The organism is Citrobacter enshiensis (genome assembly GCF_029338175.1).
In the GTDB taxonomy this organism is placed as follows: Bacteria; Pseudomonadota; Gammaproteobacteria; order Enterobacterales; family Enterobacteriaceae; genus Citrobacter_D; species Citrobacter_D enshiensis.
Genome location: NZ_CP119862.1, coordinates 3,246,438 through 3,270,701 on the forward strand (window position 1 = coordinate 3,246,438; position 24,264 = coordinate 3,270,701).

Here is a 24,264-nt window from a genome sequence, read left to right on the forward strand (position 1 = left end):
ATGTTTCATCGCTTATGGACGTTAATCCGCAAAGAGCTGCAATCGCTGCTGCGCGAGCCGCAGACCCGCGCGATCCTGATTGTGCCCGTGCTGATTCAGGTTATTCTGTTTCCCTTTGCCGCCACGCTGGAAGTCACCAACGCCACCATCGCTATTTATAACGAAGACAACGGCAAGCATTCGGTCGAGCTGACCCAACGTTTTGCCCGCGCCAAAGCTTTTACGCATATTCTGCTGCTCAATAGCCCGCAAGAGATCCAACCGACCATCGATACCCAGAAAGCGCTGTTGCTGGTACGCTTCCCGGCGGATTTCTCGCGTAATCTGGATACCTTCCAGCAGGCGCCGATGCAGTTGATCCTTGACGGGCGAAACTCCAACAGCGCGCAAATCGCTGCCAACTATTTGCAGCAAATCGTCAAAGATTATCAGCAGGAGCTGATGGACGGTAAACCTAAACCCAACAACAGCGAGCTGGTTGTGAGAAATTGGTACAACCCGAATCTGGACTATAAGTGGTTCGTGGTGCCGTCACTGATCGCTATGATCACCACCATTGGCGTGATGATCGTAACCTCGCTTTCCGTTGCCCGCGAACGCGAGCAAGGGACGCTGGATCAACTGTTAGTGTCCCCTCTGACCACCTGGCAAATTTTTATCGGCAAAGCCGTCCCTGCGCTGATTGTTGCCACCGGTCAGGCCACTATCGTGCTGGGCATCGGCATCTGGGCGTACCAAATTCCCTTTGCTGGTTCGCTGGCCCTGTTCTACTTCACGATGGTGATTTACGGTTTGTCGCTGGTCGGTTTCGGGCTGTTGATCTCGTCGCTGTGCGCCACCCAGCAGCAGGCGTTTATCGGCGTGTTTGTCTTTATGATGCCAGCGATTTTGCTTTCGGGGTACGTTTCCCCGGTCGAGAATATGCCGGTCTGGTTGCAGAATTTAACGTGGATAAACCCTATCCGCCACTTTACGGATATCACCAAGCAGATTTACCTGAAGGATGCGAGTTTGAAGATTGTCTGGGGAAGTTTGTGGCCGCTACTGGTAATAGCAGCCACAACGGGATCAGCGGCGTATGCGATGTTTAGACGCAAAGTGATGTAACTTTTTCTCTTTCGCCAGTAACGAAACCACGGCGGGTCCGGCAAGGATTGCCAGCCCCGCAAAAGCCAACAGTACGTTGTTTTGCAAAACACGAGACAGCAACCACAGCACAATCATTGCCGCGCCGAAATACCAGGTTGTGGTGAGCTCTTCCAGTACATCCGCAACGTCACGCCAGCGCTGTTCATGGTGGCGTTGTAACGCCAGCATCAGCAAAACCGTCACGCCGTAAACCACGCAAAGCCCGAGCCCCACGTGTACCAGTGTACCGCTCATCCAGCCCATCACCAGCAACGCCACTACCAGTAAATGCAACACAATCTGCCAGCAACTTAGACCCGTTGTGACACGAACACGTTGTTGCCACCTCATGGCCATTCTCCTGAAGGATTTTTGTCTAATAACTCAGAGTACCGGACTTTACGGAAAATTCCGTAAGACCGCATCTTTTTGTGACGACGACTACACTATTTTTATTCAGGAAAGTGACGTGAACAGGAGAATTATGCCCGGACAAACGCAGCAATTTTCATTCAACGTGCTCACCATCAACACTCACAAAGGGTTCACGGCGTTTAACCAGCGTTTTATTTTGCCACAGCTGAGGGATGCGGTGCGGACCGTCAGTGCGGATATTGTCTGTCTGCAGGAAGTGATGGGTGCCCATAACGTTCACTCCGTGCACATTGCAAACTGGCCGGATGCCCCCCATTACGAGTTTCTCGCCGACACCCTGTGGCGTGATTTCGCTTACGGGCGTAATGCTGTCTACCCGGAGGGGCACCACGGCAACGCCGTGCTCTCTCGCTATCCCATTGAACATTATGAAAATCGTGACATCTCCGTTGGCAACAGCGAAAAACGCGGCGTGCTTTATTGCCGCATTATGCCGCCGCAGTTGAGCCGACCGATCCACGTCATGTGCGTACATCTGGGCTTGCGTGAAACCCATCGCCAGAAGCAGCTCAACATGCTGGCCGACTGGGTAAACAGCCTCCCCGTTGGCGAACCGGTGATTGTCGCCGGGGATTTTAATGACTGGCGACAACACGCTAACCGTCCGTTGAAAACCCGTGCGGGCCTGGAGGAGATCTTCACCCGCGCCCACGGTCGCCCGGCGCGAACGTTCCCGGTGCGCCTGCCGTTACTGCGCCTTGATCGCATTTATGTCAAAAACGCCAACGCCAGCGCTCCCATGGCGCTACCGCTACATCACTGGCGACATTTATCTGACCATGCGCCTCTGAGTGCGGAGATTCATCTATGAAATGCGGCTGGCGTGAAGGTAATCAGATTCAGTTACTGGAGAACGGCGATCGGTACTACCCTGCCGTGTTTGACGCCATCGCCCAGGCGGAGCAGAAAATTATTCTGGAAACCTTTATCTGGTTTGAAGATGAAGTGGGAAGACAACTGCACGCGGCCCTGCTCAATGCCGCCCAACGCGGCGTACACGCCGAGGTGTTACTGGACGGGTACGGCTCCCCGGATCTCAGCGACCCTTTTGTTGAAGCGCTGACGGCGGCAGGGATTATTTTTCGCTATTACGATCCCCGCCCCCGCCTGTTGGGTATGCGCACCAATCTTTTTCGCCGGATGCACCGAAAAATTGTGGTGATCGATGCCCGGATCGCCTTTGTTGGCGGGATTAACTACTCCGCCGAACATATGTCCGACTATGGCCCCGAGGCCAAACAAGATTACGCCGTTCGGGTTGAAGGGCCGATTGTGGCGGATATTCTGCAATTTGAGCTGGAGAACCTGCCGGGACAGAGCGCAGCACGCCGCTGGTGGCGCCGCCATCACCGCGCGGAAGAAAATCGCCACCCTGGCGAAGCGCAGGCGCTGTTTGTCTGGCGCGATAATGGCGAGCACCGCGACGATATCGAACGCCATTACCTGAAAATGCTCACTCAGGCAAAACGCGAAGTGATGATTGCGAACGCCTATTTCTTCCCGGGTTATCGCCTGCTGCATGCGATGCGCAACGCGGCCCGACGCGGCGTGCGCGTAAAGCTTATCGTGCAGGGTGAACCCGACATGCCGATTGTCAAAGTCGGCGCACGGCTGCTCTACAACTATCTGGTCAAAGGTGGCGTACAGATTTTTGAATATCACCGTCACCCTCTGCATGGCAAAGTGGCATTGATGGATGACCACTGGGCAACCGTAGGTTCCAGTAACCTTGATCCGCTCAGTCTGTCGCTCAATCTGGAAGCGAACATCATCATTCATGATCGGACCTTTAACCAGACGTTACGCGACAATCTCAGCACGATCATTGCCGATGATTGCAAACAAGTTGATGAATCGATGTTGCCTAAACGCACCTGGTGGAATCTCACCAAAAGCGTACTGGCGTTCCACTTTTTACGTCACTTCCCCGCGCTGGTCGGCTGGCTTCCGGCCCATACTCCGCATTTAACACGGGTTGAACCACCAGCCCAGCCAGCGATGGAAACTCAGGACCGGGTCGAAGCGCAAGATACGGGGGGCAAACCCTGATGGCTAAATTGCGTGCGCGCTGGCGGCGGGCTAAAAAAATCCTCACCTGGCTGTTTTTTATTGCCGTCATCGTACTGCTGGTGGTCTACGCCAGCAAAGTCAACTGGAGCGAGGTCTGGACGGTTGTCCGCGATTACAACCGGATTGCCATGGCAGGCGCTGTCGGGCTGGTGATCGTCAGCTACTTACTCTACGGCTGTTATGATTTGCTCGCGCGCCTCTACTGTGGGCACCGGCTGGCAAAGCGGCAGGTGATGCTGGTCTCTTTCATCTGTTACGCCTTCAATCTGACCCTCAGTACCTGGGTTGGCGGTATCGGGATGCGTTACCGACTGTATTCCCGTCTCGGCTTACCGGGCAGCACGATCACGCGGATTTTTTCACTCAGCATTGCCACCAACTGGCTGGGTTACATCGTGCTGGGGGGACTGATCTTTACCTTCGGCGTGGTGCAACTGCCTGACCACTGGTATGTCGATGAAAATACGCTGCGTATTCTGGGCGTGGCGTTGCTTGCGATCATTACGCTGTATCTGTGGTGCTGCGCCTTTGCGAAGCATCGACATCTAACCATCAAAAGACAAAAGCTGGTGTTGCCCTCCTGGAAGTTCGCCCTCGCACAGATGGCCATTTCCAGCATTAACTGGATGGTGATGGGGGCGATCATCTGGCTGTTAATGGGTCAGACCGTGAACTATTTCTTTGTGCTTGGCGTGTTACTGGTGAGCAGTATTGCAGGCGTCATTGTGCATATTCCGGCAGGGATAGGGGTACTGGAAGCCGTTTTTATCGCCCTTCTCGCGGGAGAACATACCTCTCAGGGCACGATTATCGCCGCCCTGCTCGCCTGGCGGGTGCTCTATTATTTTATTCCGCTGCTGCTGGCGCTGATCTGTTATCTGGTGCTGGAGAGTCGGGCGAAGAAATTGCGGGCAAAAAACGAAAAGGCGATGGCGAAGTGATTTTTTCCGGATGGCGTTCAGTACGAACGCCATCCGGCATAACAGCAATTAACGGCGATTACCGAAAATACGCAGCAGCATCAGGAACAGGTTGATGAAGTCCAGATACAACGTTAATGCGCCCAGTATGGAGTACTTGCGCAGGTTAGCGCTGTCACGGACGTCGATCTGCTCGCCAATGTTTTTCAGCTTTTGCGTGTCGTAGGCGGTCAGTCCGACAAACACAATCACCCCGATATAGGTCACCGCCCACATCAGCGCTTCGCTTTTCAGCCAGAAGTTGACTAACGACGCCAGAACAATACCAATCAGCGCCATAAACAGCATGTTGCCGAAACCGCTGAGATCGCGTTTGGTGGTGTAACCGTACAGGCTCATCGCACCAAACATGCCGCCCGAGACCACAAAGGTGCTGGCGATGGAAGAGTAGGTATAGACGATAAAAATGCTCGACAGCGTTAATCCCGTCAGCGCGGAATAAAGCATAAACAGCGTGGTCGCCATCCCGGCGCTGAGTTTATGCACCATCGCAGACAGCACAACCACCAACGCAAGCTGAGCGATAATCAAACCAAAGAAGGTGATTTTGCTGGAAAAGATAAACATCATCAGTTCAGGCGTATTGGCGGCATACCACGCAATAAACGCCGTCAGCAGTAAACCGCAGGTCATCCAGCCGTAGACTTGCGCCATGTAGGTTTGCAGGCCAGAACGCGCCTGAACGATAGAATCGGATCGTGGAAATCGGTCCATGATAATCTCCTGATTGAAAGTGATACCTGTCACTAAGCGTATCACATTATCTCACCAGCGTTTCGCCGCCTGTTGATCGCTATCACGCGCTTCGACCCAGCGGTCGCCCTCCGGCGTCGCCTCACGCTTCCAGAACGGCGCACGCGTTTTCAGATAATCCATAATGAACTGTCCGGCTTCAAACGCGCTGCTGCGATGCGCGCTGGTCACGCCGACAAAAACGATTTCATCGCCTGGCCACAATTCGCCGATGCGATGAATCACCGTCACACGCCCCAGCGGCCAGCGGCTACGCGCTTCATCGACGATATCCGCCAGCGCCTTTTCCGTCATGCCGGGATAGTGCTCCAGCGTCAGCGCCTTCACGCTGTCGCCAAGATTATGATTGCGGACTTTCCCGGTGAACGTAACGACGGCACCATCTTCATCGCGTTCCGCCAGCCAGGGATACTCTTCCCCTACGCTAAACGGGGCAGGCCCGACAATAATTCGCGTTTCAGCCATCTCAGCCTCCCGTCACTGGCGGGAAGAACGCCACTTCATCACCGTCAACCAACGGTTGATCAAAGCTGACTAATGTCTGGTTAACCGCAGCCAGCAGTTTGCCATCTTCCAGCGCCAGCGCCCAACGATCGCTTTGTGCCGCCAGATGCTGACGCAGCGCGTCCACCGTGGCGAAATTAGCTGGCAGCTCCAGTGCATCGGTATTGACCAGTTCGCGCACCTGCGCGAAGAAAAGCACCTTAATCATCGGCATCCACCTTAAAATCTCCCGACTTGCCGCCGCTTTTCGCCAGCAAACGTACCGGGCCAATCACCATGTCTTTTTGCACGGCTTTGCACATGTCGTAGATGGTCAACGCCGCAACAGATGCCGCGATCAGCGCCTCCATTTCCACGCCGGTCTTCCCGGTCAAACGGCAGACAGATTCGATACGCACACGGTTGTGCTCCGGTTCCGCCTGCAGTTGTACTTCCACTTTGCTCAACAGCAGTGGATGACACAGAGGGATCAGCTCCCAGGTGCGTTTGGCGGCCTGAATCCCGGCAATACGGGCGGTCGCAAAAACGTCGCCTTTATGGTGACTGCCAGCGATGATCATCGCCAGCGTTTCGCTATGCATCGTGACAAAGGCTTCCGCGCGCGCCTCGCGAACGGTTTCCGTTTTGGCGGAGACATCCACCATGTGCGCTTCGCCAGCGGCGTTAATATGGGTCAGTTGCGACATACTTATTTCTTCAAATGGGGGTGGAAATTGCACGGACGCGTGCGGGCATCCAGCTGCGGCGCAATAATATTGTCCCACGCGGTGCGACACGCTTTGGTGGAACCCGGCATGGCGAAAATTAGCGTTTTGTTGGCCACACCGGCCACCGCGCGAGACTGCAACGTCGCGGTGCCAATCTCTTCAAAAGAGAGCATGCGGAACACTTCGCCAAACCCTTCAACTTCCCGGTCAAACAGCGGCAGTAGCGCTTCCGGCGCCTGATCGCCTTCAGTCAGCCCGGTCCCACCGGTTATCAGCACCACCTGCACGTCGTCGCTGGCAATCCAGGCGGAAACCTGGGCGCGAATGGCGTAACGGTTTTCTTTTACGATCGCTTTATCGACCACTTTATGGCCAGCTTCCAGCGCGGAATCACGCAGAAAATGGCCTGACGTGTCATCTTCTTCGCCGCGACGGCTGGAAATCGTAAGAATAGCGATACGGGTTGGGATAAATTCAGTACTTACCTGACTCATCTGAAATCTCCTTTTAGCGTTTATCCACCAATGTACGATAAATTTTGCGTAATTCCGGTCTGGTTCTGATGCAGGAAATGGGTCTGTTTTTTCTCCAGCAGCGCGGCAGAAATGCGGTCTTCCAGCGCATGCTGTTGAGCGTCATCTTCCAGCAGATCGCGCAGACTGACGCCACCTTCGCCAAACAGGCACAGGTGGAGTTTACCCACTGACGACACGCGCAGACGGTTGCAGGTTGCGCAGAAATCTTTCTCATACGGCATGATAAGACCAATTTCACCGGCATAGTCAGGGTGACAGAACACCTGTGCCGGGCCGTCGCTGCGCTTGCGTAGCTGATGGAGCCAGCCGCGACGCAACAGTTCGTCACGCAGCACCTGACCAGAAATATGGTGTTTACGGAAGAGTTCGCTCCCTTCCCCCGTTTCCATCAGTTCGATGAAACGCAGTTGGATGGGGCGCGTCTGAATCCAGGCAAGGAAGGTGTCCAGCTGATGGTGATTCACATCACGCATCAGCACGGTATTAACTTTGACCTTTTCAAATCCGGCGTCAAAGGCGGCGTCGATTCCCGCCATCACCTGCTGAAATTTATCCTGCCCGGTAATGGCATGAAACTGACAGGCGTCGAGGCTGTCGACGCTAACGTTGATGCCGGTCAGCCCGGCGTCGCGCCAGTTCGCCGCATCACGCGCCAGGCGGTAGCCATTGGTGGTGACAGCAATCTGGCGGATCGCGGCATTTTCACGCACGGCGGCGATGATGTCGGTAAAGTCACGACGTAAGGACGGTTCGCCGCCCGTAAGACGCACTTTCTCGGTGCCCAGGTTCGCAAATGCACGCGTAACCCGGCGAATTTCATCGACGGTCAGGAAGCCATTATTGGTGACCCCGCCAGGCTTGTAGCCATCCGGCAGGCAGTAGGTGCAACGAAAGTTACACACATCGGTAATCGACAAACGTAAGTAGTAAAACTTACGCGCGAAAGCATCGGTAAGTTGTGAGCCCATGTACACCTTTCCAAATACGGGAGGCGGAGTCATTTCTTCCTGCGCCCTGGTGACAAGCACGTTTACGCGTTGTCACGGCCAAAGCACCGTATCAGTTGACCCAGGTGCAGAGGCTAGAGTGTTTATTGTGGTTATGCCGATACTAGCGTGTAAACGTTTTTTACGCCATCTACACTTACGCTGTATAATCATATATATAGCGTCACGATCGTGCACTTTCGCTACAGAATAAGCAAAAACCACAGTTTTGCATTGATATACATCATTTTGCTGTACCTTACCCCTCGCCATAAAGAGGTAGGAGGCAAGATTTTATTTCTACTCAGCCCACCAGGCTAATTGCTGAAAACCCGCGATTTGCGCTACTGTAATGCAGATCTTTTGACACCAGGAATTTATATGCGCAATCGCACGCTGGCAGACCTCGACCGTGTTGTGGCTCTCGGCGGAGGGCATGGATTAGGACGCGTTCTTTCTTCACTCTCGCCATTAGGTTCACGCCTGACCGGTATTGTTACGACGACAGACAACGGCGGCTCAACAGGACGTATTCGCCGTTCAGAAGGCGGTATTGCCTGGGGCGATATGCGTAATTGTCTGAACCAGTTAATTACTGAACCCAGCGTCGCTTCGGCCATGTTTGAGTATCGTTTTGGCGGTAATGGCGAACTTTCCGGGCATAACCTCGGAAATTTGATGTTAAAGGCGCTGGATCACCTTAGCGTACGGCCTCTTGAGGCCATCAATTTAATTCGTAATTTGCTGAAAGTGGATGCGCATTTAATTCCGATGTCGGAACTGCCGGTAGATCTGATGGCGATCGACTCCCAGGGGCATGAAGTGTACGGCGAGGTCAATATCGACCAGTTGTCCATGCCGCCGCAAGAGTTGATGCTGTCGCCGAAAGTCCCTGCCACCCGCGAGGCCGTGCAAGCCATTAGCGAAGCGGATCTGATTTTGATTGGGCCGGGCAGTTTTTACACCAGCCTGATGCCTATCCTGCTGCTGGACGACCTGGCGCAGGCGTTACGCCGTACCCCTGCGCCGATGGTGTATATCGGTAACCTGGGGCGCGAGTTGAGTTTGCCCGCCGCCAGTTTATCCCTTGTCGATAAGCTCGCCATTATGGAGCAGTATGTCGGGAAGAAAGTGATTGATGCGGTCGTGGTCGGGCCGAAAGTTGATGTCTCAGCCATCACCGACAGAATTGTGATTCAGGAGATTCTGGAGGCCAGCGACATTCCGTATCGCCATGATCGTCAGTTGCTGCACTGCGCACTGGAGAAAGCGGTACAAGCGCTCGGTTAAATCGGTAGGCCTGATGGCGACGCTAACGCGTCTTATCAGGCCTACAGCGAAGTACCCTAAGACGCCGCAATAAACAATTCGCGTAACTGGTGCAACTGATCGCGGATCTGCGCGGCTTCTTCAAATTCCAGATTCTGCGCATGTTGCATCATTTGCCCCTCCAGCTCATGAATTTTTTGCTGCAATGCTTTCGGCGTCATGTCCAGCTCAACCACTTCAGACTTCGCCCCTGCGCGAGACTTCCCTCTCCCCTTCGCTTTTGTCTTCGCGATGTTCTGACCCAGCGCCAGAATATCGACCACTTTTTTGTTCAGCCCCTGCGGGATGATGCCGTGTTCTTCGTTGTACTGTTGTTGCTTCTCTCTGCGACGTTCCGTCTCGCCAATGGCCTTCGCCATCGACGCCGTGATTTTATCGCCGTAGAGAATGGCTTTGCCGTTAATATTGCGCGCCGCGCGCCCGATGGTCTGTATCAGCGAACGTTCAGAACGCAGGAAGCCCTCTTTGTCGGCATCGAGTATCGCTACCAATGAGACTTCCGGCATATCCAGCCCTTCACGCAACAGGTTGATCCCCACCAGCACGTCAAACTCGCCCAGACGCAGATCGCGAATAATTTCCATACGCTCAACGGTGTCGATATCGGAGTGCAGGTAGCGCACGCGTTCGCCGTGTTCTTCCAGATATTCCGTCAGGTCTTCCGCCATCCGTTTGGTCAGCGTGGTCACTAACACACGCTCGTTGATCGCCGCGCGAATACGAATTTCGGAAAGTAAATCATCTACCTGCGTCGTCACCGGACGGACTTCAATGACCGGATCCAGTAGCCCGGTTGGTCGCACCACCTGATCCACAACATCGTCACCGGATTTCTCCAGCTCATAGTTACCTGGCGTTGCGGAAACGTAGATGGTTTGTGGTGCCAGCGCTTCGAACTCTTCAAATTTCAGCGGACGGTTATCCAGCGCTGACGGCAAACGAAATCCGTACTCGACTAGCGTCTCTTTACGCGCTCTGTCGCCGCGGTACATCCCGCCAATCTGTGGAATCGTCACGTGGGATTCATCCACCACCAGCAGGCCGTCAGCAGGCAGATAGTCAAACAGCGTCGGCGGCGGCTCGCCCGGCCCGCGCCCGGAAAGATAACGGGAGTAGTTTTCGATACCGGAGCAATACCCCAGCTCGTTCATCATTTCCAGATCGAATTGGGTACGCTGTGTTAAACGCTGTTCTTCGAGCAGTTTGTTGTTCGCCAGCAGGTTTTTACGCCGCTCCGCCAGCTCGACTTTAATCTCTTCCATCGCCTGCACAATACGTTCACGCGGGGTGACGTAGTGCGTCTTAGGGTAGATGGTATAGCGCGTAATCGTTGACTCCACCTGCCCGGTCAACGGATCAAACAGCGACAAACGTTCCACCTCTTCATCGAACAATTCGACGCGTAGTGCGATGTCGTCAGACTCCGCCGGGAAAATGTCGATCACTTCGCCGCGCACACGGAACGTCCCGCGTTGGAAAGCCTGATCGTTTCGGGTGTATTGCAATTCCGCCAGACGGCGCAAAATGGCGCGCTGGTCGATGATCATCCCCACCGTCAGGTGCAGCATCATTTTCAGGTATAAATCGGGATCGCCCAGACCATAGATGGCGGAAACAGAGGCCACCACCACCACATCCCGCCGCTCCAGCAGCGCTTTGGTGGCCGACAGGCGCATCTGTTCAATGTGTTCGTTCACCGAGGCATCTTTCTCAATAAACGTGTCGGAACTGGGCACATAGGCTTCGGGCTGGTAGTAGTCGTAGTAAGAGACGAAATATTCCACCGAGTTCTCCGGGAAGAACTCTTTCATTTCGCCGTACAACTGCGCCGCCAGCGTTTTATTCGGCGCCAGCACCATTGTGGGGCGCTGCAAATCCGCAATCACGTTGGCAATGGTGAACGTTTTTCCTGAACCCGTGACGCCCAGCAAAGTCTGGTGCGCCAGACCATCTTCCAGCCCGACCTCCAGACGACGTATCGCCTCAGGCTGATCGCCAGAAGGTTTAAATGCGGAATTCAGTTTGAACGGTTTACTCATGAGCAGCTACCTGAAGGAATGGGCGGGCAGGTGTGTAATTTTACTCGGGATGGCTAAGATTGCCAGTAAAATATACTGGATGAAAAAACAGTAGCACGGTAAAGTATTTCTGTTACGCGAGCAAAAACCACGTCATCACAGTGCAAAATTTAGCCCCTGGCGAGATAAAAAACCACCCGATGTCGGTTATCCCCAGACCTATGACTTTTTTAACATTTGTCAAGCAGTGTAATACGCGTTTTATGGCAATCCATGACACTTTTCTTTCAGCCATTGCTTTTATTTAACATTCTGTTTTATAACGGATATTTCTTTAAGCCGTCTTTCGCATCAATTCAGCCGCAGGCCGCGTATTCTCTCGCTTACGTTATGTTTTCTAACTCTAATGCACAAGGTTATCCACAGGAATAGTGGATAACTGCTTCCAGCCCGTATGGACTGCCGCCTGGCAAAATCGACCTTCTGGTGATTTTCGTCAGACTAAAAAAAAATTATCGCTAATTTTTGATTTTTATCAGCTAACAGCACGACCCCACCCAGACGAGATCTTGCTCGCATTTTCACCATTTTGTTTATTGCACTGCTTTTACTGGTGGAACAACGTCTGCGGTTTATTCGCCGGGCCGCCGACCGCTTTTGCCTCCTGCACCGGGGACGCAACGTGGCGCAGGGGCAACTGACCCAGCGAAACAACAGGCTTCTTAATCAGTGGATAGCGCCAGTTCCAGAGCGCTGAGATCGAGGTAATGACCTGTCGGGGCGTATTCCGGCGACTCGGCCAGCCAGGGGATTTCCCCTAACAGCGGCGCCGGGATCACGCGCAATAACGTCGCCATATACTCCTGATGACGTTTCCCTGGCGGCGTCACGTCGTTGGCAACCCAGCCTGCGAGCGTCAAACCCGCGTGCTGTACCGCCTGCGCTGTCAGCATGGCATGGTTGATACATCCCAGTTTGACGCCCACCACCAGAATCACCGGCAGTTGCTCGGCCTGGACCCAGTCAGCAAAGGTCAGCGTCGTTGAGAGCGGCGTAAACCAGCCTCCTGCCCCCTCAACCAACACCCAGTCAGCCTCGGCTTCTAACGCCCGTAAACCGTCAGACATCACCGTCGCGAGAATGGGCCTTCCCTCATCGGCGCTGATAATATGCGGCGATGTCGGCTCGGCAAAGGTATATGGATTGATGTCCTGATATGCCAGCCTCAGAGTACTGTTGCGCTGTAATGCCTGCGCATCGCCGTTGCGTAAACCATCTGGCGTCATCTCACTGCCCGACGCCACAGGTTTGTAACCTACCGTACGGTATCCCCGCAGAGCGGCGGCCTGCAGTAGCGCACAACTGGCAACGGTTTTCCCGACTTCGGTGTCAGTCCCGGTGACAAAATAACGCTTAGTCACGTTCAATCACTCCCAAAAAAAGATGATAAGTCAGCGGGTATTTCCCCTGCTGTTGCGGCCAGGCCAGTTGCAGTTGCTGGAGCTGGCTGCGGGTGAGCACCCGCTGTTCGCGCCCTTCGTGCAGATGGGTCGCCCCAATACCTTTGAGTGAACGCATCGCGCTCAGCGCATCGTCAAACCAGAGCGTGATAGCCTGAATCCGGTGCCGGGCGCGCCAGTCACTCAGGGCGTTTTCGATGGCAACGCCGTCTAAAAAGTGGTTTGCATGCGCCCGATTGTCGACCGCCTGCCACGCCTGACGCAGCTCCGGCAACGACCCTTGCGCCAGGGTGGTAAACGCCACCTGTCCGCCGGGGCGTACCACGCGATACAGCTCCGACAACGCCTGGGGTAAATCACTGCACCATTGCACCGCAAGGTTGCTCCAGGCCAGATCGAAGCTCGCCGTGGGTTGCGAAATCGATTCAATATCCGCCATCAAATAATGATCTGCGGCCTGTTGACGACACGCCTCCTCGAGCATTTTCGCCGAGAGGTCGAGCGCCGTTACTTCGCAGCCCTGCGTTCGCCAGTAGCGGCTCATGCGTCCCGGCCCGCAACCGGCATCCAGTACCTGTGAAAACGCGCGATCCGGCAACAGCCCAAGTAACGCATCCGCGCTCTGGCGCTGCAGTTCGGCATGTTGTTCATACTGCGTCGCTGCTCGTCCGAACGCCGCCGCGATGGCCTGCTTATCAAACTGCGCCATGCAGCACCTCCAGCAAACGATCGATGTCCTGTTTTTCATGCGCCTGAGTCAGCGTCAAACGGAGCCGCGCGGTGCCCGCCGGAACGGTAGGCGGGCGGATCGCGCTCGCCCAGCATCCCTGACTGCGCAATGTTTCCGCCAGCTGTAATGCGCGCGCGTTATCACCGACGATCAGCGGCTGGATTGCACTGTGTGAAGGCGCCAGGGCGAACGCCGTGGTATCCACGCCCGCACGAAAATGTTCAATCAATGACGCCAGTTTTTCTCTGCGCTGGCGGCCTTCATCGCTACGGATCACCGCCAAAGCGGCGCGTAACGCCTGGGCCTGAGCGGGCGGCATACTGGTGCTGTAGATCAGGTGACAGGCAAACTGCAGCAGATACTCTGCCACACTGTCGGAACAGAGAATGGCCGCCCCGCTGACGCCAAACCCTTTGCCGAACGTCACCACCAGCAGTTCAGGTTTCACCTGCTGCTGCCAGCAACTCCCTCGCCCCTCATCACCGGTAACGCCAATACCGTGCGCATCATCCACCAGCAGCCACGCACGGTGCTGTTGCGCGGTACGCTGAATCTCGACAAGCGGCGCGCTGTCACCATCCATGCTGAATACCCCTTCGGTCACCACCAGTTGTTGACCAGACGTCGGGGCGGCCAGCAAACGCGACAGATGTTCAGGGTTGTTATGCGTAAAACGACGCAGTTGCGCCGGACTGAGGCTGGCGGCCTCCAGCAGTGATGCGTGGCTGAGCCGGTCGGCCACGATGCGATCGTCTTTTGCCATCAGTGCGGCAATGACGGCCTGGTTTGCCGCAAAACCGGAGATGAATAACAGCGCACGCGAATACCCCAGCCACTGCGCCAGCTCTTCCTCCAGCGCCTGATGGGCAACGGAATAGCCGCTGACATGACCCGAGCCGCCGCTTCCCACCCCAAAACGCTCCGCGCCTTGCTGCCAGGCGCAGATAATCTGCGGATGGTGACTCAGCCCCAGGTAGTCATTGCTGGAAAAATTGAGATATTGACGATCGCCTGCAGAGAGCCAGCGCCCGGCGCCCTGCACCACCGCGTGACGGCGGCGCAACGCATCGGCAGAACGACGCGCTGTCAGCGCATCGTCGATTTTTTGCTGCCAGGTCATACGGTTGCCGCGTTGTAGTAATCGTCAGTGTCCGGAGTTATCAGCGCCTGTTCGAGGCGTTGCTGCTGTTCGTTGTCACCGGCCAGCACGGCCGTTTGCTGCGGGTTCAGCCCCAGCTTACGGAACAACTGCAGGTCTTTATCCTCTTCCGGGTTTGGTGTGGTCAGCAGCTTACAGCCGTAGAACACCGAGTTTGCGCCCGCCATAAAGCACATTGCCTGGGTCTGTTCGTTCATCTGTTCACGGCCCGCGGAGAGACGTACAAACGAGGTGGGCATCATGATACGCGCCACCGCAATGGTGCGAATAAAATCAAACGCGTCTACGTCGTCATTATCAGCCAGCGGCGTCCCTTTCACCTTCACCAGCATGTTGATAGGCACGCTTTCCGGTGGTGTCGGCAGGTTGGCTAATTGCAGCAACAGTCCGGCCCGATCGTTTACCGTTTCACCTAACCCCACGATACCGCCAGAGCAGACCTTAATGCCCGCCTCGCGGACTTTGTCCAGCGTGTCGAGACGCTCCTGATACGAACGGGTGGTGATAATGTTGCCGTAGAACTCAGGCGAGGTGTCGAGGTTGTGGTTGTAATAGTCCAGACCTGCGTCAGCCAGTCGCTTCGCCTGGGTGTCGTTGAGCGTGCCCAGCGTCATGCACGCTTCCAGCCCCAGCTCTTTCACGCCCTGCACCATCTGTTCCAGATACGGCATATCGCGTTCATGTGGATTCTTCCATGCCGCCCCCATGCAGAAGCGGGTCGATCCGGCATTTTTCGCTTTACGCGCAGAGTCCAGAACCTGTTCAACTTCCATCAAACGTTCTGACTCCAGGCCCGTTTTGTAGCGGGAACTCTGTGGGCAGTATTTGCAGTCTTCCGGGCAGGCGCCGGTTTTAATCGACAACAGCGTACTCACTTGCACCTGCTGTGGGTCAAAATGTTGACGGTGAACCTGTTGCGCTTCGAACAGCAAATCCAGCAACGGTTTTTCAAATAATTCGGTGACTTGCGACATTGTCCAGCGAGCGTGGTGAGCCATCGGGCCTCTCCAAAGGGTGTTGTTAATTTTTGATTCGGTGTAGACTCGTAAACCTAAATCTTTTTAATTTGGTTTACAAGTCGATTATGACAACGGACGATCTTGCCTTTGACCAACGCCACATCTGGCATCCCTACACGTCAATGACCTCTCCGCTCCCGGTGTATCCGGTGGAGCGCGCCGAAGGTTGCGAACTGATTTTGTCCAACGGCGAACGCCTGGTTGACGGCATGTCCTCCTGGTGGGCGGCGATTCATGGCTACAATCACCCACAGCTCAACGCAGCAATGAAAATGCAGATCGACAGCATGTCGCACGTTATGTTCGGCGGTATCACCCATGCCCCTGCCATCAACCTGTGCCGTAAACTGGTGGCGATGACCCCAGAGCGACTTGAGTGCGTTTTTCTGGCGGATTCCGGTTCGGTCGCGGTGGAAGTGGCGATGAAAATGGCGCTGCAATACTGGCGAGCATTAGGCGAATCCCGCCAGCGCTTCCTGACGTTTCGTAACGGCTATCACGGGGATACGTTCGGCGCGATGTCCGTCTGTGACCCGGATAACTCGATGCATAGTCTGTGGAAGGGCTATCTGCCGGATAATCTGTTCGCTCCCGCGCCGCAAAGCCGGATGGACGGTGAGTGGGATGAACGGGATATGGTGGCATTCGCCCGTTTGATGGCCGCGCACCGCAAGGAGATTGCGGCGGTGATTCTGGAGCCGATAGTCCAGGGCGCGGGCGGCATGCGGATGTATCACCCTGAATGGCTGCGCCGCATCCGCAAAATGTGCGACCGCGAAGGCATTCTGCTGATTGCCGATGAGATTGCGACCGGATTCGGCCGTACGGGTAAACTGTTTGCCTGCGAACACGCCGACATCACGCCGGACATTCTGTGTCTGGGGAAAGCGCTGACCGGCGGGACCATGACCCTCTCAGCAACGATAACCACCCGTAATATCGCTGAAACTATCAGCAACGGCGAAGCCGGATGTTTTATGCATGGCCCGACCTTTATGGGCAACCCACTGGCCTGTGCCGTGGCGACCGCCAGCCTGTCACTGCTGGAAACCGGAGAGTGGCAACACCAGGTCGCCACCATCGAAACGCAGTTACGCGCTGAATTAACCCCTGCCGCGCAGTCGCCGTGGGTGGCGGATGTGCGCGTGCTTGGCGCTATTGGCGTAGTGGAAACCACGCATCCGGTGAATATGGCGGCGCTCCAACGCTTCTTTGTGGAACAAGGGGTGTGGGTACGCCCGTTCGGTAAACTGATTTATCTGATGCCGCCTTACCTTATTCAGCCTGAGCAACTGCGTAAACTGACGCAGGCAGTGAATGACGCCGTGACGCAGGAAACATTTTTTATCCATTAATCGGCGGTAAGCCCGTCTGATACTGACTACACTTTTTTGCGGATCAGCAGATTGACGGAGGGTGCATGATACTTATCAGCCACGACCTGCGCGACGGGGAAAAACTGCCCCATCGTCAGGTATTCAACGGGATGGGCTATGACGGAGATAATATCTCTCCGCACCTGGCCTGGGACGATGTCCCCGCCGGGACGAAAAGCTTTGTCGTGACCTGTTACGATCCCGACGCGCCCACCGGCTCGGGTTGGTGGCACTGGGTTGTCGCCAACTTACCTGCCGACACGCGCGTTTTACCGCAAGGCTCAGGCTCCGGTCTGGCACCGCTGCCGGAAGAAGCGATTCAGACGCGCACGGATTTTGGCAAAGCGGGCTACGGTGGCGCTGCGCCGCCAAAAGGGGAAACGCACCGCTATATCTTTACGGTGCATGCCCTGAATGTGGAACGCATTGAGGTCGATGAAGGCGCCAGCGGTGCGATGGTCGGGTTTAATGTCCATTTCCATTCGCTCGCCAGCGCGTCAATTACCGCGATGTTTAGTTAAGTGTCGTTTTGCCGGGTGGCGGCGCAAGCGCCTTACCCGGCCTACTGGTTATACAGGTCGGATACACGTTAGCGCCATCCGTCATTGTTACAAGAACTCAGGCACCAGGCGCAATAATTCACCCCGTGCCAGTAGCGCAGTGGCGCACTCGATATCCGGGGAGAAGAAACGATCCTGGGTGTAGTGCGGAACCTGTTCACGTAATGCCTGACGCGCCTGCTCCAGCAGTGGACTGGAGGTTAATCCTTCACGCAAATCAATCCCCTGACAGGCTGCCAGCCACTCCACGGCGATCACGCCTCGCGTATTGGCGGCCATTTCCCACAACCGACGACCCGCTGCTGGCGCCATAGAGACATGGTCTTCCTGGTTCGCCGATGTCGGCAGACTGTCGACACTGTGCGGATGCGCCAGCGCTTTGTTCTCGCTGGCCAGCGCCGCCGCCGTCACCTGAGCTATCATAAAGCCGGAGTTAACCCCGCCATTTTTCACGAGGAACGGCGGTAGCTGCGACATGTGTTTGTCCATCATCAACGCAATGCGTCTTTCCGACAGCGCGCCAATCTCCGCGATCGCCAACGCCAGATTATCCGCCGCCATCGCCACCGGTTCCGCATGGAAATTGCCGCCGGAAATCACATCGCCCTCTTCGGCAAACACCAGCGGGTTGTCCGAAACCGCGTTGGCTTCAACAAGCAGAACGTCCATGACCTGACGCAGTTGCGTCAGACACGCGCCCATCACCTGCGGCTGACAGCGCAGAGAGTACGGGTCCTGCACTTTTTCGCAGTTATGGTGGGAGTCAGAAATCGGGCTGCTTTCAGTCAGCACGTGGCGGTAAAGCGCTGCGGCGTCTATCTGACCGCGTTGCCCACGCGCGGCATGAATGCGCGCATCAAACGGGCGACGTGATCCGAGTACAGCTTCTGTGGTCAGCGCCCCGCACACTACGGCGGAGGCAAATAGCTCTTGCGCCTCAAACAGACCGCGCAGGGCAAACGCGGTAGACGCCTGGGTGCCGTTAAGCAGCGCCAGCCCCTCTTTTGCCGCCAGCGTGACAGGCTCCAGACCCGCTTTACGCAGCGCGTCCTTCGCCGGGAGCCACTCACCCTGCCAGCGCGCTTTGCCCTCACCGAGCAGCGTAAGCGACATGTGCGCCAACGGCGCTAAGTCGCCTGACGCCCCCACCGATCCTTTTGCCGGAATCAGCGGGTAGACCCCGGCATTGACCAGTGCGATCAGCGCTTCAATCACACTCAGACGAATGCCTGAAAATCCACGGGCCAGGCTGTTGATTTTCAGCACCATCATCAGACGCACCATCGCGTCGTCCAGCGGTTCGCCAACCCCTGCGGCATGTGAAAGCACCAGCGAGCGCTGCAAATTTTGCAAATCTTCGTTAGCGATGCGCGTCTGCGCCAGCAGGCCGAAACCGGTGTTGATCCCGTAAGCCGTGCGCCCTTCAGCCACAATGTTATTCACACAGGCGACGCTGGCATTAATACCATCAATCGCACAGGCATCCAGACTCAGTTGCACAGGCTGCTGCCAGACGTCGCGCAGTTGTTCAAGGCTCAGTTGGCCCGGCGTTAACATAAGCGTATTCATATCAACGATTTCCTTGAGTAGCCGCGATCATAGGTAAGTTTAGTCCCTGCTCGACGGCGCATTCGACGGCGATGTCATAACCGGCATCGGCATGGCGCATAACACCCGTTGCCGGATCGTTGTGCAGTACCCGGGCGATGCGTGCTGCCGCCTCATCGGTGCCGTCACAGACGATCACCATCCCGGAATGCTGGGAGAAGCCCATTCCCACGCCGCCACCGTGATGCAGCGAAACCCAGGTTGCGCCGCTGGCGGTGTTGAGCAGCGCATTCAATAGCGGCCAGTCGGAGACTGCATCGGAGCCGTCGCGCATCGCTTCGGTTTCACGGTTCGGGCTGGCGACGGAGCCGGAATCAAGATGGTCACGACCAATCACAATCGGCGCGGAGACTTCGCCGCTGCGCACCATTTCGTTAAACGCCAGCCCCAGCTTTTGCCGCCACTCCAGTCCGACCCAGCAGATACGCGCGGGAAGTCCCTGGAAGTTGATGCGCTCACGGGCCATATCCAGCCAGTGATGCAAATGTTTATCGTCTTTGACGACCTCTTTCACTTTGGCATCGGTTTTATAAATATCCTGCGGATCGCCGGAAAGCGCCACCCAGCGGAACGGGCCAATCCCACGGCAGAACAGTGGTCGAATATAGGCCGGAACAAAGCCTGGGAAATCAAACGCCTTTTCAACGCCCATCTCTTTGGCCATTTGGCGAATATTGTTGCCGTAGTCAAACGTCGGGACACCCATTTCGCTAAACGCCAGCATTGCCTGGACGTGCGTCGCCATTGAGCGTTTCGCCGCCAGTACCGTACCTTGCGGGTCAGAAATCGCTTTCTGCTGGTACTCTTCCCAGCTCCAGCCGGAGGGCAGATAGCCATGCAGCGGATCGTGGGCGCTGGTCTGGTCAGTCACCATGTCCGGGCGTACGCCGCGTTTTACCAGTTCGGGTACGATGTCCGCCGCATTGGCGCACAGGGCGATAGAGACGGCTTTACCTTCACGGGTGTATTTTGCAATACGCGCCAGCGCGTCATCCAGGGACTCAGCCTGTTCATCGACATAGCGGGTACGCAAACGGAAATCGATACGGCTCTGCTGGCATTCAATGTTCAGTGAACAGGCACCGGCCAGCGTCGCGGCCAGCGGCTGAGCGCCGCCCATCCCACCAAGCCCGGCGGTCAGAACCCAGCGCCCCGCCAGGTTGCCCTGATAGTGCTGGCGTCCGGCTTCAACAAATGTTTCATAGGTGCCCTGCACGATCCCCTGGCTACCAATGTAGATCCAGCTTCCGGCCGTCATTTGGCCGTACATGGCCAGACCTTTCGCATCCAGCTCGTTGAAGTGCTCCCAGGTCGCCCAGTGCGGAACCAGGTTGGAGTTGGCGATCAACACGCGCGGCGCATTTTCATGGGTTTTAAATACGCCCACCGGTTTACCAGATTGCACCAGCAGGGTTTCATCGTCATTCAGTTGGGTCAGCGCCTTAACGATGGCGTCGTAACATTGCCAGTCGCGCGCGGCGCGCCCAATCCCGCCATACACCACCAGCTCGTGGGGATTTTCAGCAACATCGGGATCAAGGTTATTCATTAACATGCGCAGCGGCGCTTCGGTCAGCCAGCTTTTGGCTGTTAGGGTCGTCCCTCTTGGGGCACGGATATCCTGCTCACGATATTTGCTTTGGGGCATGTCAGATTCCTCACGAACGCTCAGATAAGTCACTAACATATACTTGTCTATACAAGCTATCGCAAGGACGCAATTAACAGAAATGATACATTTTTGTTATATTGCGTCAGCAATCACGGTTTTCGCTGTTGTCCGGTCAGGACATAAAATGGCCTTGCAGGCGATAACGCGCCCCCGGAAAGAGTAAACGCGCATGGGAGACGATCTGCGTTGCAGACCAGGTGGTACGACGGATCAGCAGGCACGGGTCATGTTCTTTGATATTTAACAAGGCGCACTCTTCCGCCGTGGCGCGCACCGCCTCAACAATATGCTCCCCTTCCGTCAGCGGGGCGATCAGCGACAAATACGCATGCGGCGTTGTCTGCTGGTAATCCTGAGAGAGATACTCCGGCACCACCTCTGCATTCACACAGCGATCCTCAATTTGCACCGGCAGAGCATCTTCGTAGTGCACCATGATGGAATGGAAAATGGGCGTCCCTTCTTTGACGTTGAGCGCCGCCGCCTGCAACGCCGTCGCCTGGGTGCTCTCCAGTGTCAGCACTTCACAACGGTGCTGGTGGTGACGGGCGATGATTTCGTCCGCAATACTGCGGATTTCAAACAGCGCGGATTGTCCTTTCGGCTCCGCGACAAATGTCCCGACGCCCTGCAGGCGCACCAGCAACCCCTCATCGGTTAGCTCCCGCAGCGCCCGGTTGATGGTCATTCGACTGAAACCATACTGCGCCACCAGCTCCGCTTCCGATGGAATACGGTCATGGGGTTGCCAGATCCCGCTGGCGATTTTTTCGCTGATGGCCTGTTTGACCTTTTCATAAAAGGGCGCAGGCGCGCTGGCCGTGGCAGAACGTGAGCGAGAGGGAAACATGCAAGAGCCTTCCTTATGCGTATAAAAGTGGGTCTGGTGTTAGTGCCACCAGTGCGCGATTTGCCAGCCAAGCCGCGCCGCAACTCGCGCTGCTTTGCCATCATCGTCAAAGCGGGGGTTAAATTCAACCATATCCACCGCCTGGAGTTTACCGCTTCGACAAACAGGTTCCACCAGACGCATCACAGTGGCCAGCGGCACCCCCAGTGCGGCGGGGGCGGAAACCGCAGGCATTTCCCAGACCGGAAGCACGTCGAGATCGATAGTCAGATAGATTTTGTCCACGCTGGCGATAAACTGCGACAGCTGTGATTGTGCGTCGCCGCAGTCCAGATCCTCAACGACCATCACCTTACGCCGTTGCGCTTCATCCCACAGGGCAGCGGTATTTGCCGCCCGACTCACGCCAAAGCAGGCATAATGAAACCCGCGCTCCTGCGCCTCGCAGAGCTGGGCCAGTTGCCGAAACGGCGTGCCGGACGTTGCCCTTTCCGCCTGGCGAAGATCCAGATGCGCATCCAGATTGAGGATCCCAATGCGCGCATCCGGGAACGCATCCAGAACGCCAGCCCCATGACCAAATGCGGTTTCATGCCCACCGCCTAACACCAGGGTACGCATATTGGCCTGCTGACACTGTCGTACGGCGTCACGCAAGGCGTGTTGTGCCGCTTCCAGATCGGGGGCCTGCGCGATGATATTACCTAAATCCACCAGCCGGTCATGCCCCTGATGCGCCGCCAGATTCGCCAGCGCTTTTCGCAGCGCATCCGGTGCGCCCGCCGCACCAGGACGCCCCTGATTACGCTTTACGCCTTCATCGCAGGCAAACCCCAGTAACGCGATGTTCTGCGGGTATGAGGATGGGGAGAATGTCGGGCTGAGCGTGATTGTCTGGAACAGGCGAAGCGCATTGGCGGCTTCAGCGCGGTCGTCACGCCCCTGCCACAAAGAACGAGGAGTCGGTTGCCATTGCGTCATTTTATCTGCCCTCTGAAAACGCGTTGATACAGCGGGTTACGGCCCGGCTCGTACAGGATTTCAACCGGAAGCGCCGCATCCCAGACCACAAAATCAGCCACATAGCCCGCTTTGAGCTGCCCATGCGTTGCCTGTCGCCCAAGCGCGCGCGCAGCATGGCGTGTGACGCCTGCCCATGCCTCTTCCGGCGTTAAACCAAACTGAACGCAGGCCATGTTCATCGCCAGATGCAGACTAATGAACGGGCTGGTGCCCGGGTTAAAATCGGTGGCGACGGCCATCGGCACCTGGTAGCGGCGCAGCAGTTCAACCGGCGGACGCTGCGTCTCTTTGAGAAAATAAAACGCCCCCGGCAGCAGGACGCCAACGGTACCGCTTTGGCGCATCGCCGCCACGCCCGCTTCGTCCAGATATTCGATATGATCGGCAGACAGACCGTGATAGCGGCTGACCAACTGCGCGCCGCCCAGCAAAGAGAGTTGCTCAACGTGGCCCCTAACCGGGATCCCTAGCGCCTGCGCGGCCTGAAAAACACGCTCGCTTTGCGCCAGGTTAAAACCGACGCTTTCACAGAACAGATCCACGGTCTCAAACAGCCCCTTTTCCCATAACAGAGGAAGCATCGACTCGCACACCTGCGTAATGTAACCATCAGGATCGTCGCGATATTCCGCTGGCGTGGCGTGCGCCGCCAGTAACGTCGGGCTAATTTCCACGGTGTTCTCAGACGCCAGCGCCGCGATAACCTGCAGCATCTTCTCTTCTGTGGGTAAATCCAGACCGTAGCCAGACTTTATCTCCAGCAGCGTGACGCCTTCTTTCACAAGACGCGCCATTCTGGCCCGTGCGATGGCAAGCAGATCGTCAGCGGAGGCTTTTCGCGTCGCCGCCACGGTCGAATTAATACCGCCGCCCTGCGCGCTAATCTGTTGATACGAAACCCCGTTCAGCCGCTGTTCCCATTCTGCGGCGCGGTTGCCGCCAAAGATCAGGTGCGTATGGCAGTCTACCAATCCCGGCGTGACCAGACGACCCTGCATATCAAACGTCTTGCCCTGTACCGCGTCTAATGATGACTCGGGGACAATGTCCAGTATGTTGCCCTGACGCACCACCAGCGCATGACCCTCTACCATGCCATACGGCGTGTTGCGTTCGGGATCCATGGTCGCCAGCCGGACATTACGCCAGATAACGTCATCAGGTAAAAGTTGCCGCATTCCATCCACCACTTGTCATAGATTGTATAGACATTTATTTTTATTCCAGCGCTATTGTCAACCGGGGGGACGATAAATGTTGCTTATTTGTGACGTGTCTGCCCAATCCACGGGGCATCAGCTTCCTAATATGAACTTTTTGCCTTTTCGCCTTCCCGTTTCGCTCAACTTAGTATAAAAAAG

General features: G+C 56.0%; 24 protein-coding genes, 1 pseudogene and 1 riboswitch. Of the genes and pseudogenes, 8 read left to right on the top strand and 17 right to left on the bottom strand.

Annotated features, from left to right (window positions below):
- Window positions 1-1,107, top strand: a complete 1,107-nt coding sequence (locus P2W74_RS15600) for an ABC transporter permease (RefSeq protein ID WP_192611653.1) — start codon at window positions 1-3, stop codon at window positions 1,105-1,107.
- Here P2W74_RS15600 and P2W74_RS15605 read toward each other — a convergent pair.
- Window positions 1,069-1,479, bottom strand: a complete 411-nt coding sequence (locus P2W74_RS15605) for a YbhQ family protein (RefSeq protein WP_276292330.1) — start codon at window positions 1,477-1,479, stop codon at window positions 1,069-1,071. The two genes, P2W74_RS15600 and P2W74_RS15605, sit on opposite strands and share 39 nt — an antisense overlap.
- A gap of 133 nt (window positions 1,480-1,612) precedes the next feature.
- Here P2W74_RS15605 and P2W74_RS15610 point away from each other — a divergent pair, with 133 nt between their 5' ends.
- The 3 genes from P2W74_RS15610 to P2W74_RS15620 are packed head-to-tail and all read left to right on the top strand — an operon-like array spanning window position 1,613 to window position 4,574.
- Window positions 1,613-2,374, top strand: coding sequence for an endonuclease/exonuclease/phosphatase family protein (locus tag P2W74_RS15610; protein WP_276295203.1), 762 nt, complete (start codon window positions 1,613-1,615; stop codon window positions 2,372-2,374).
- Window positions 2,371-3,612, top strand: coding sequence for a cardiolipin synthase ClsB (gene clsB, locus P2W74_RS15615; RefSeq protein ID WP_276292331.1), 1,242 nt, complete (start codon window positions 2,371-2,373; stop codon window positions 3,610-3,612). The genes P2W74_RS15610 and clsB overlap by 4 nt, the downstream gene beginning before the upstream one ends.
- Window positions 3,612-4,574: a lysylphosphatidylglycerol synthase domain-containing protein gene (locus P2W74_RS15620; protein ID WP_276292332.1), complete on the top strand. Its 963-nt coding sequence runs from the start codon at window positions 3,612-3,614 to the stop codon at window positions 4,572-4,574. Before clsB ends, P2W74_RS15620 begins: the two co-directional genes overlap by 1 nt.
- Before the next feature lie 48 nt (window positions 4,575-4,622).
- On the opposite strand, the gene P2W74_RS15625 is transcribed toward P2W74_RS15620, so the two are convergent.
- The 6 genes from P2W74_RS15625 to moaA form a co-directional block, all read right to left on the bottom strand.
- Window positions 4,623-5,327 (bottom strand): Bax inhibitor-1/YccA family protein, encoded by a 705-nt coding sequence (locus P2W74_RS15625; RefSeq protein WP_192611648.1) that lies wholly within the window; start codon window positions 5,325-5,327, stop codon window positions 4,623-4,625.
- A 51-nt stretch (window positions 5,328-5,378) separates the two neighbouring features.
- On the bottom strand, window positions 5,379-5,831 hold the full coding sequence (gene moaE, locus P2W74_RS15630; RefSeq protein ID WP_203358410.1) for a molybdopterin synthase catalytic subunit MoaE: 453 nt from the start codon (window positions 5,829-5,831) through the stop codon (window positions 5,379-5,381).
- A gap of 1 nt (window position 5,832) precedes the next feature.
- Entirely contained in the window at window positions 5,833-6,078 is a 246-nt protein-coding gene (gene moaD / locus P2W74_RS15635; protein WP_276292333.1) for a molybdopterin synthase sulfur carrier subunit, read from the bottom strand.
- Window positions 6,071-6,556 carry a cyclic pyranopterin monophosphate synthase MoaC gene (gene moaC, locus P2W74_RS15640; RefSeq protein ID WP_276292334.1) on the bottom strand — a complete coding sequence of 162 codons (486 nt, stop codon included), beginning with the start codon at window positions 6,554-6,556 and terminating at the stop codon, window positions 6,071-6,073. The genes moaD and moaC overlap by 8 nt, the downstream gene beginning before the upstream one ends.
- A 2-nt stretch (window positions 6,557-6,558) precedes the next feature.
- Window positions 6,559-7,071: a molybdenum cofactor biosynthesis protein B gene (moaB, locus tag P2W74_RS15645; RefSeq protein ID WP_203358413.1), complete on the bottom strand. Its 513-nt coding sequence runs from the start codon at window positions 7,069-7,071 to the stop codon at window positions 6,559-6,561.
- A 20-nt stretch (window positions 7,072-7,091) separates the two neighbouring features.
- Window positions 7,092-8,081 carry a GTP 3',8-cyclase MoaA gene (gene moaA, locus P2W74_RS15650; protein ID WP_276292335.1) on the bottom strand — a complete coding sequence of 330 codons (990 nt, stop codon included), beginning with the start codon at window positions 8,079-8,081 and terminating at the stop codon, window positions 7,092-7,094.
- A riboswitch (molybdenum cofactor riboswitch) is annotated at window positions 8,069-8,214 on the bottom strand. Its footprint overlaps the gene before it by 13 nt.
- A gap of 266 nt (window positions 8,215-8,480) precedes the next feature.
- Here moaA and yvcK point away from each other — a divergent pair.
- Entirely contained in the window at window positions 8,481-9,389 is a 909-nt protein-coding gene (gene yvcK, locus P2W74_RS15655; protein ID WP_271443855.1) for a uridine diphosphate-N-acetylglucosamine-binding protein YvcK, read from the top strand.
- A 56-nt stretch (window positions 9,390-9,445) separates the two neighbouring features.
- Here the strand turns inward: yvcK and uvrB are convergent, their stop codons facing one another.
- On the bottom strand, window positions 9,446-11,467 hold the full coding sequence (uvrB, locus tag P2W74_RS15660) for an excinuclease ABC subunit UvrB (RefSeq protein ID WP_276292336.1): 2,022 nt from the start codon (window positions 11,465-11,467) through the stop codon (window positions 9,446-9,448).
- A 583-nt stretch (window positions 11,468-12,050) separates the two neighbouring features.
- Between uvrB and P2W74_RS15665 the strand changes: the two are divergent.
- Window positions 12,051-12,203: pseudogene (locus tag P2W74_RS15665) on the top strand (ABC transporter ATP-binding protein); the annotation flags it as partial.
- On the opposite strand, the gene bioD reads toward P2W74_RS15665, so the two are convergent.
- From bioD to bioB, 4 genes are read right to left on the bottom strand one after another with little or no spacing between them, the layout of a single operon-like run.
- Window positions 12,169-12,867: a dethiobiotin synthase gene (gene bioD / locus P2W74_RS15670; protein WP_276292337.1), complete on the bottom strand. Its 699-nt coding sequence runs from the start codon at window positions 12,865-12,867 to the stop codon at window positions 12,169-12,171. The pseudogene P2W74_RS15665 and the gene bioD overlap by 35 nt on opposite strands.
- Entirely contained in the window at window positions 12,860-13,615 is a 756-nt protein-coding gene (bioC, locus tag P2W74_RS15675) for a malonyl-ACP O-methyltransferase BioC (RefSeq protein ID WP_276292338.1), read from the bottom strand. The genes bioD and bioC overlap by 8 nt, the downstream gene beginning before the upstream one ends.
- On the bottom strand, window positions 13,602-14,756 hold the full coding sequence (gene bioF / locus P2W74_RS15680) for an 8-amino-7-oxononanoate synthase (protein ID WP_276292339.1): 1,155 nt from the start codon (window positions 14,754-14,756) through the stop codon (window positions 13,602-13,604). Before bioF ends, bioC begins: the two co-directional genes overlap by 14 nt.
- Window positions 14,753-15,793: a biotin synthase BioB gene (bioB, locus tag P2W74_RS15685; RefSeq protein ID WP_276292340.1), complete on the bottom strand. Its 1,041-nt coding sequence runs from the start codon at window positions 15,791-15,793 to the stop codon at window positions 14,753-14,755. Before bioB ends, bioF begins: the two co-directional genes overlap by 4 nt.
- A gap of 86 nt (window positions 15,794-15,879) precedes the next feature.
- Between bioB and bioA the strand changes: the two genes are divergently transcribed.
- Window positions 15,880-17,169 (top strand): adenosylmethionine--8-amino-7-oxononanoate transaminase, encoded by a 1,290-nt coding sequence (bioA, locus tag P2W74_RS15690; RefSeq protein WP_276292341.1) that lies wholly within the window; start codon window positions 15,880-15,882, stop codon window positions 17,167-17,169.
- Between the two features lie 65 nt (window positions 17,170-17,234).
- On the top strand, window positions 17,235-17,711 hold the full coding sequence (locus P2W74_RS15695) for a kinase inhibitor (protein WP_276292342.1): 477 nt from the start codon (window positions 17,235-17,237) through the stop codon (window positions 17,709-17,711).
- A gap of 87 nt (window positions 17,712-17,798) precedes the next feature.
- Here the strand turns inward: P2W74_RS15695 and hutH are convergent, their stop codons facing one another.
- The 5 genes from hutH to hutI form a co-directional block, all read right to left on the bottom strand.
- Window positions 17,799-19,319: a histidine ammonia-lyase gene (hutH, locus tag P2W74_RS15700; RefSeq protein WP_276292343.1), complete on the bottom strand. Its 1,521-nt coding sequence runs from the start codon at window positions 19,317-19,319 to the stop codon at window positions 17,799-17,801.
- Between the two features lies 1 nt (window position 19,320).
- Window positions 19,321-21,006 (bottom strand): urocanate hydratase, encoded by a 1,686-nt coding sequence (gene hutU, locus P2W74_RS15705; RefSeq protein ID WP_276292344.1) that lies wholly within the window; start codon window positions 21,004-21,006, stop codon window positions 19,321-19,323.
- A gap of 136 nt (window positions 21,007-21,142) precedes the next feature.
- Complete coding sequence (locus tag P2W74_RS15710) at window positions 21,143-21,880, bottom strand: histidine utilization repressor (protein ID WP_276292345.1); 738 nt, start codon at window positions 21,878-21,880, stop codon at window positions 21,143-21,145.
- 39 nt (window positions 21,881-21,919) lie between these two features.
- Entirely contained in the window at window positions 21,920-22,861 is a 942-nt protein-coding gene (hutG, locus tag P2W74_RS15715; protein WP_276292346.1) for a formimidoylglutamase, read from the bottom strand.
- A complete protein-coding gene (gene hutI, locus P2W74_RS15720; RefSeq protein WP_276292347.1) occupies window positions 22,858-24,081 on the bottom strand; it encodes an imidazolonepropionase in 1,224 nt (407 codons plus the stop codon). The genes hutG and hutI overlap by 4 nt, the downstream gene beginning before the upstream one ends.
- Window positions 24,082-24,264 lie beyond the last annotated feature (183 nt).

Bases quoted from the DNA above. Each gene is read 5' to 3' on its own strand.
- moaE (WP_203358410.1), bottom strand. From the start codon at position 5,831: ATGGCTGAAACGCGAATTATTGTCGGGCCTGCCCCGTTTAGCGTAGGG.
- hutU (WP_276292344.1), bottom strand. From the start codon at position 21,006: ATGCCCCAAAGCAAATATCGTGAGCAGGATATCCGTGCCCCAAGAGGG.
- bioF (WP_276292339.1), bottom strand. From the start codon at position 14,756: ATGACCTGGCAGCAAAAAATCGACGATGCGCTGACAGCGCGTCGTTCT.
- moaD (WP_276292333.1), bottom strand. From the start codon at position 6,078: ATGATTAAGGTGCTTTTCTTCGCGCAGGTGCGCGAACTGGTCAATACC.
- clsB (WP_276292331.1), top strand. From the start codon at position 2,371: ATGAAATGCGGCTGGCGTGAAGGTAATCAGATTCAGTTACTGGAGAAC.
- P2W74_RS15610 (WP_276295203.1), top strand. From the start codon at position 1,613: ATGCCCGGACAAACGCAGCAATTTTCATTCAACGTGCTCACCATCAAC.
- P2W74_RS15710 (WP_276292345.1), bottom strand. From the start codon at position 21,880: ATGTTTCCCTCTCGCTCACGTTCTGCCACGGCCAGCGCGCCTGCGCCC.
- hutI (WP_276292347.1), bottom strand. From the start codon at position 24,081: ATGCGGCAACTTTTACCTGATGACGTTATCTGGCGTAATGTCCGGCTG.
- bioC (WP_276292338.1), bottom strand. From the start codon at position 13,615: ATGGCGCAGTTTGATAAGCAGGCCATCGCGGCGGCGTTCGGACGAGCA.
- bioA (WP_276292341.1), top strand. From the start codon at position 15,880: ATGACAACGGACGATCTTGCCTTTGACCAACGCCACATCTGGCATCCC.
- P2W74_RS15625 (WP_192611648.1), bottom strand. From the start codon at position 5,327: ATGGACCGATTTCCACGATCCGATTCTATCGTTCAGGCGCGTTCTGGC.
- moaB (WP_203358413.1), bottom strand. From the start codon at position 7,071: ATGAGTCAGGTAAGTACTGAATTTATCCCAACCCGTATCGCTATTCTT.
- P2W74_RS15600 (WP_192611653.1), top strand. From the start codon at position 1: ATGTTTCATCGCTTATGGACGTTAATCCGCAAAGAGCTGCAATCGCTG.
- hutH (WP_276292343.1), bottom strand. From the start codon at position 19,319: ATGAATACGCTTATGTTAACGCCGGGCCAACTGAGCCTTGAACAACTG.
- uvrB (WP_276292336.1), bottom strand. From the start codon at position 11,467: ATGAGTAAACCGTTCAAACTGAATTCCGCATTTAAACCTTCTGGCGAT.
- moaC (WP_276292334.1), bottom strand. From the start codon at position 6,556: ATGTCGCAACTGACCCATATTAACGCCGCTGGCGAAGCGCACATGGTG.
- P2W74_RS15620 (WP_276292332.1), top strand. From the start codon at position 3,612: ATGGCTAAATTGCGTGCGCGCTGGCGGCGGGCTAAAAAAATCCTCACC.
- hutG (WP_276292346.1), bottom strand. From the start codon at position 22,861: ATGACGCAATGGCAACCGACTCCTCGTTCTTTGTGGCAGGGGCGTGAC.
- P2W74_RS15695 (WP_276292342.1), top strand. From the start codon at position 17,235: ATGATACTTATCAGCCACGACCTGCGCGACGGGGAAAAACTGCCCCAT.
- yvcK (WP_271443855.1), top strand. From the start codon at position 8,481: ATGCGCAATCGCACGCTGGCAGACCTCGACCGTGTTGTGGCTCTCGGC.
- bioB (WP_276292340.1), bottom strand. From the start codon at position 15,793: ATGGCTCACCACGCTCGCTGGACAATGTCGCAAGTCACCGAATTATTT.
- P2W74_RS15605 (WP_276292330.1), bottom strand. From the start codon at position 1,479: ATGAGGTGGCAACAACGTGTTCGTGTCACAACGGGTCTAAGTTGCTGG.
- moaA (WP_276292335.1), bottom strand. From the start codon at position 8,081: ATGGGCTCACAACTTACCGATGCTTTCGCGCGTAAGTTTTACTACTTA.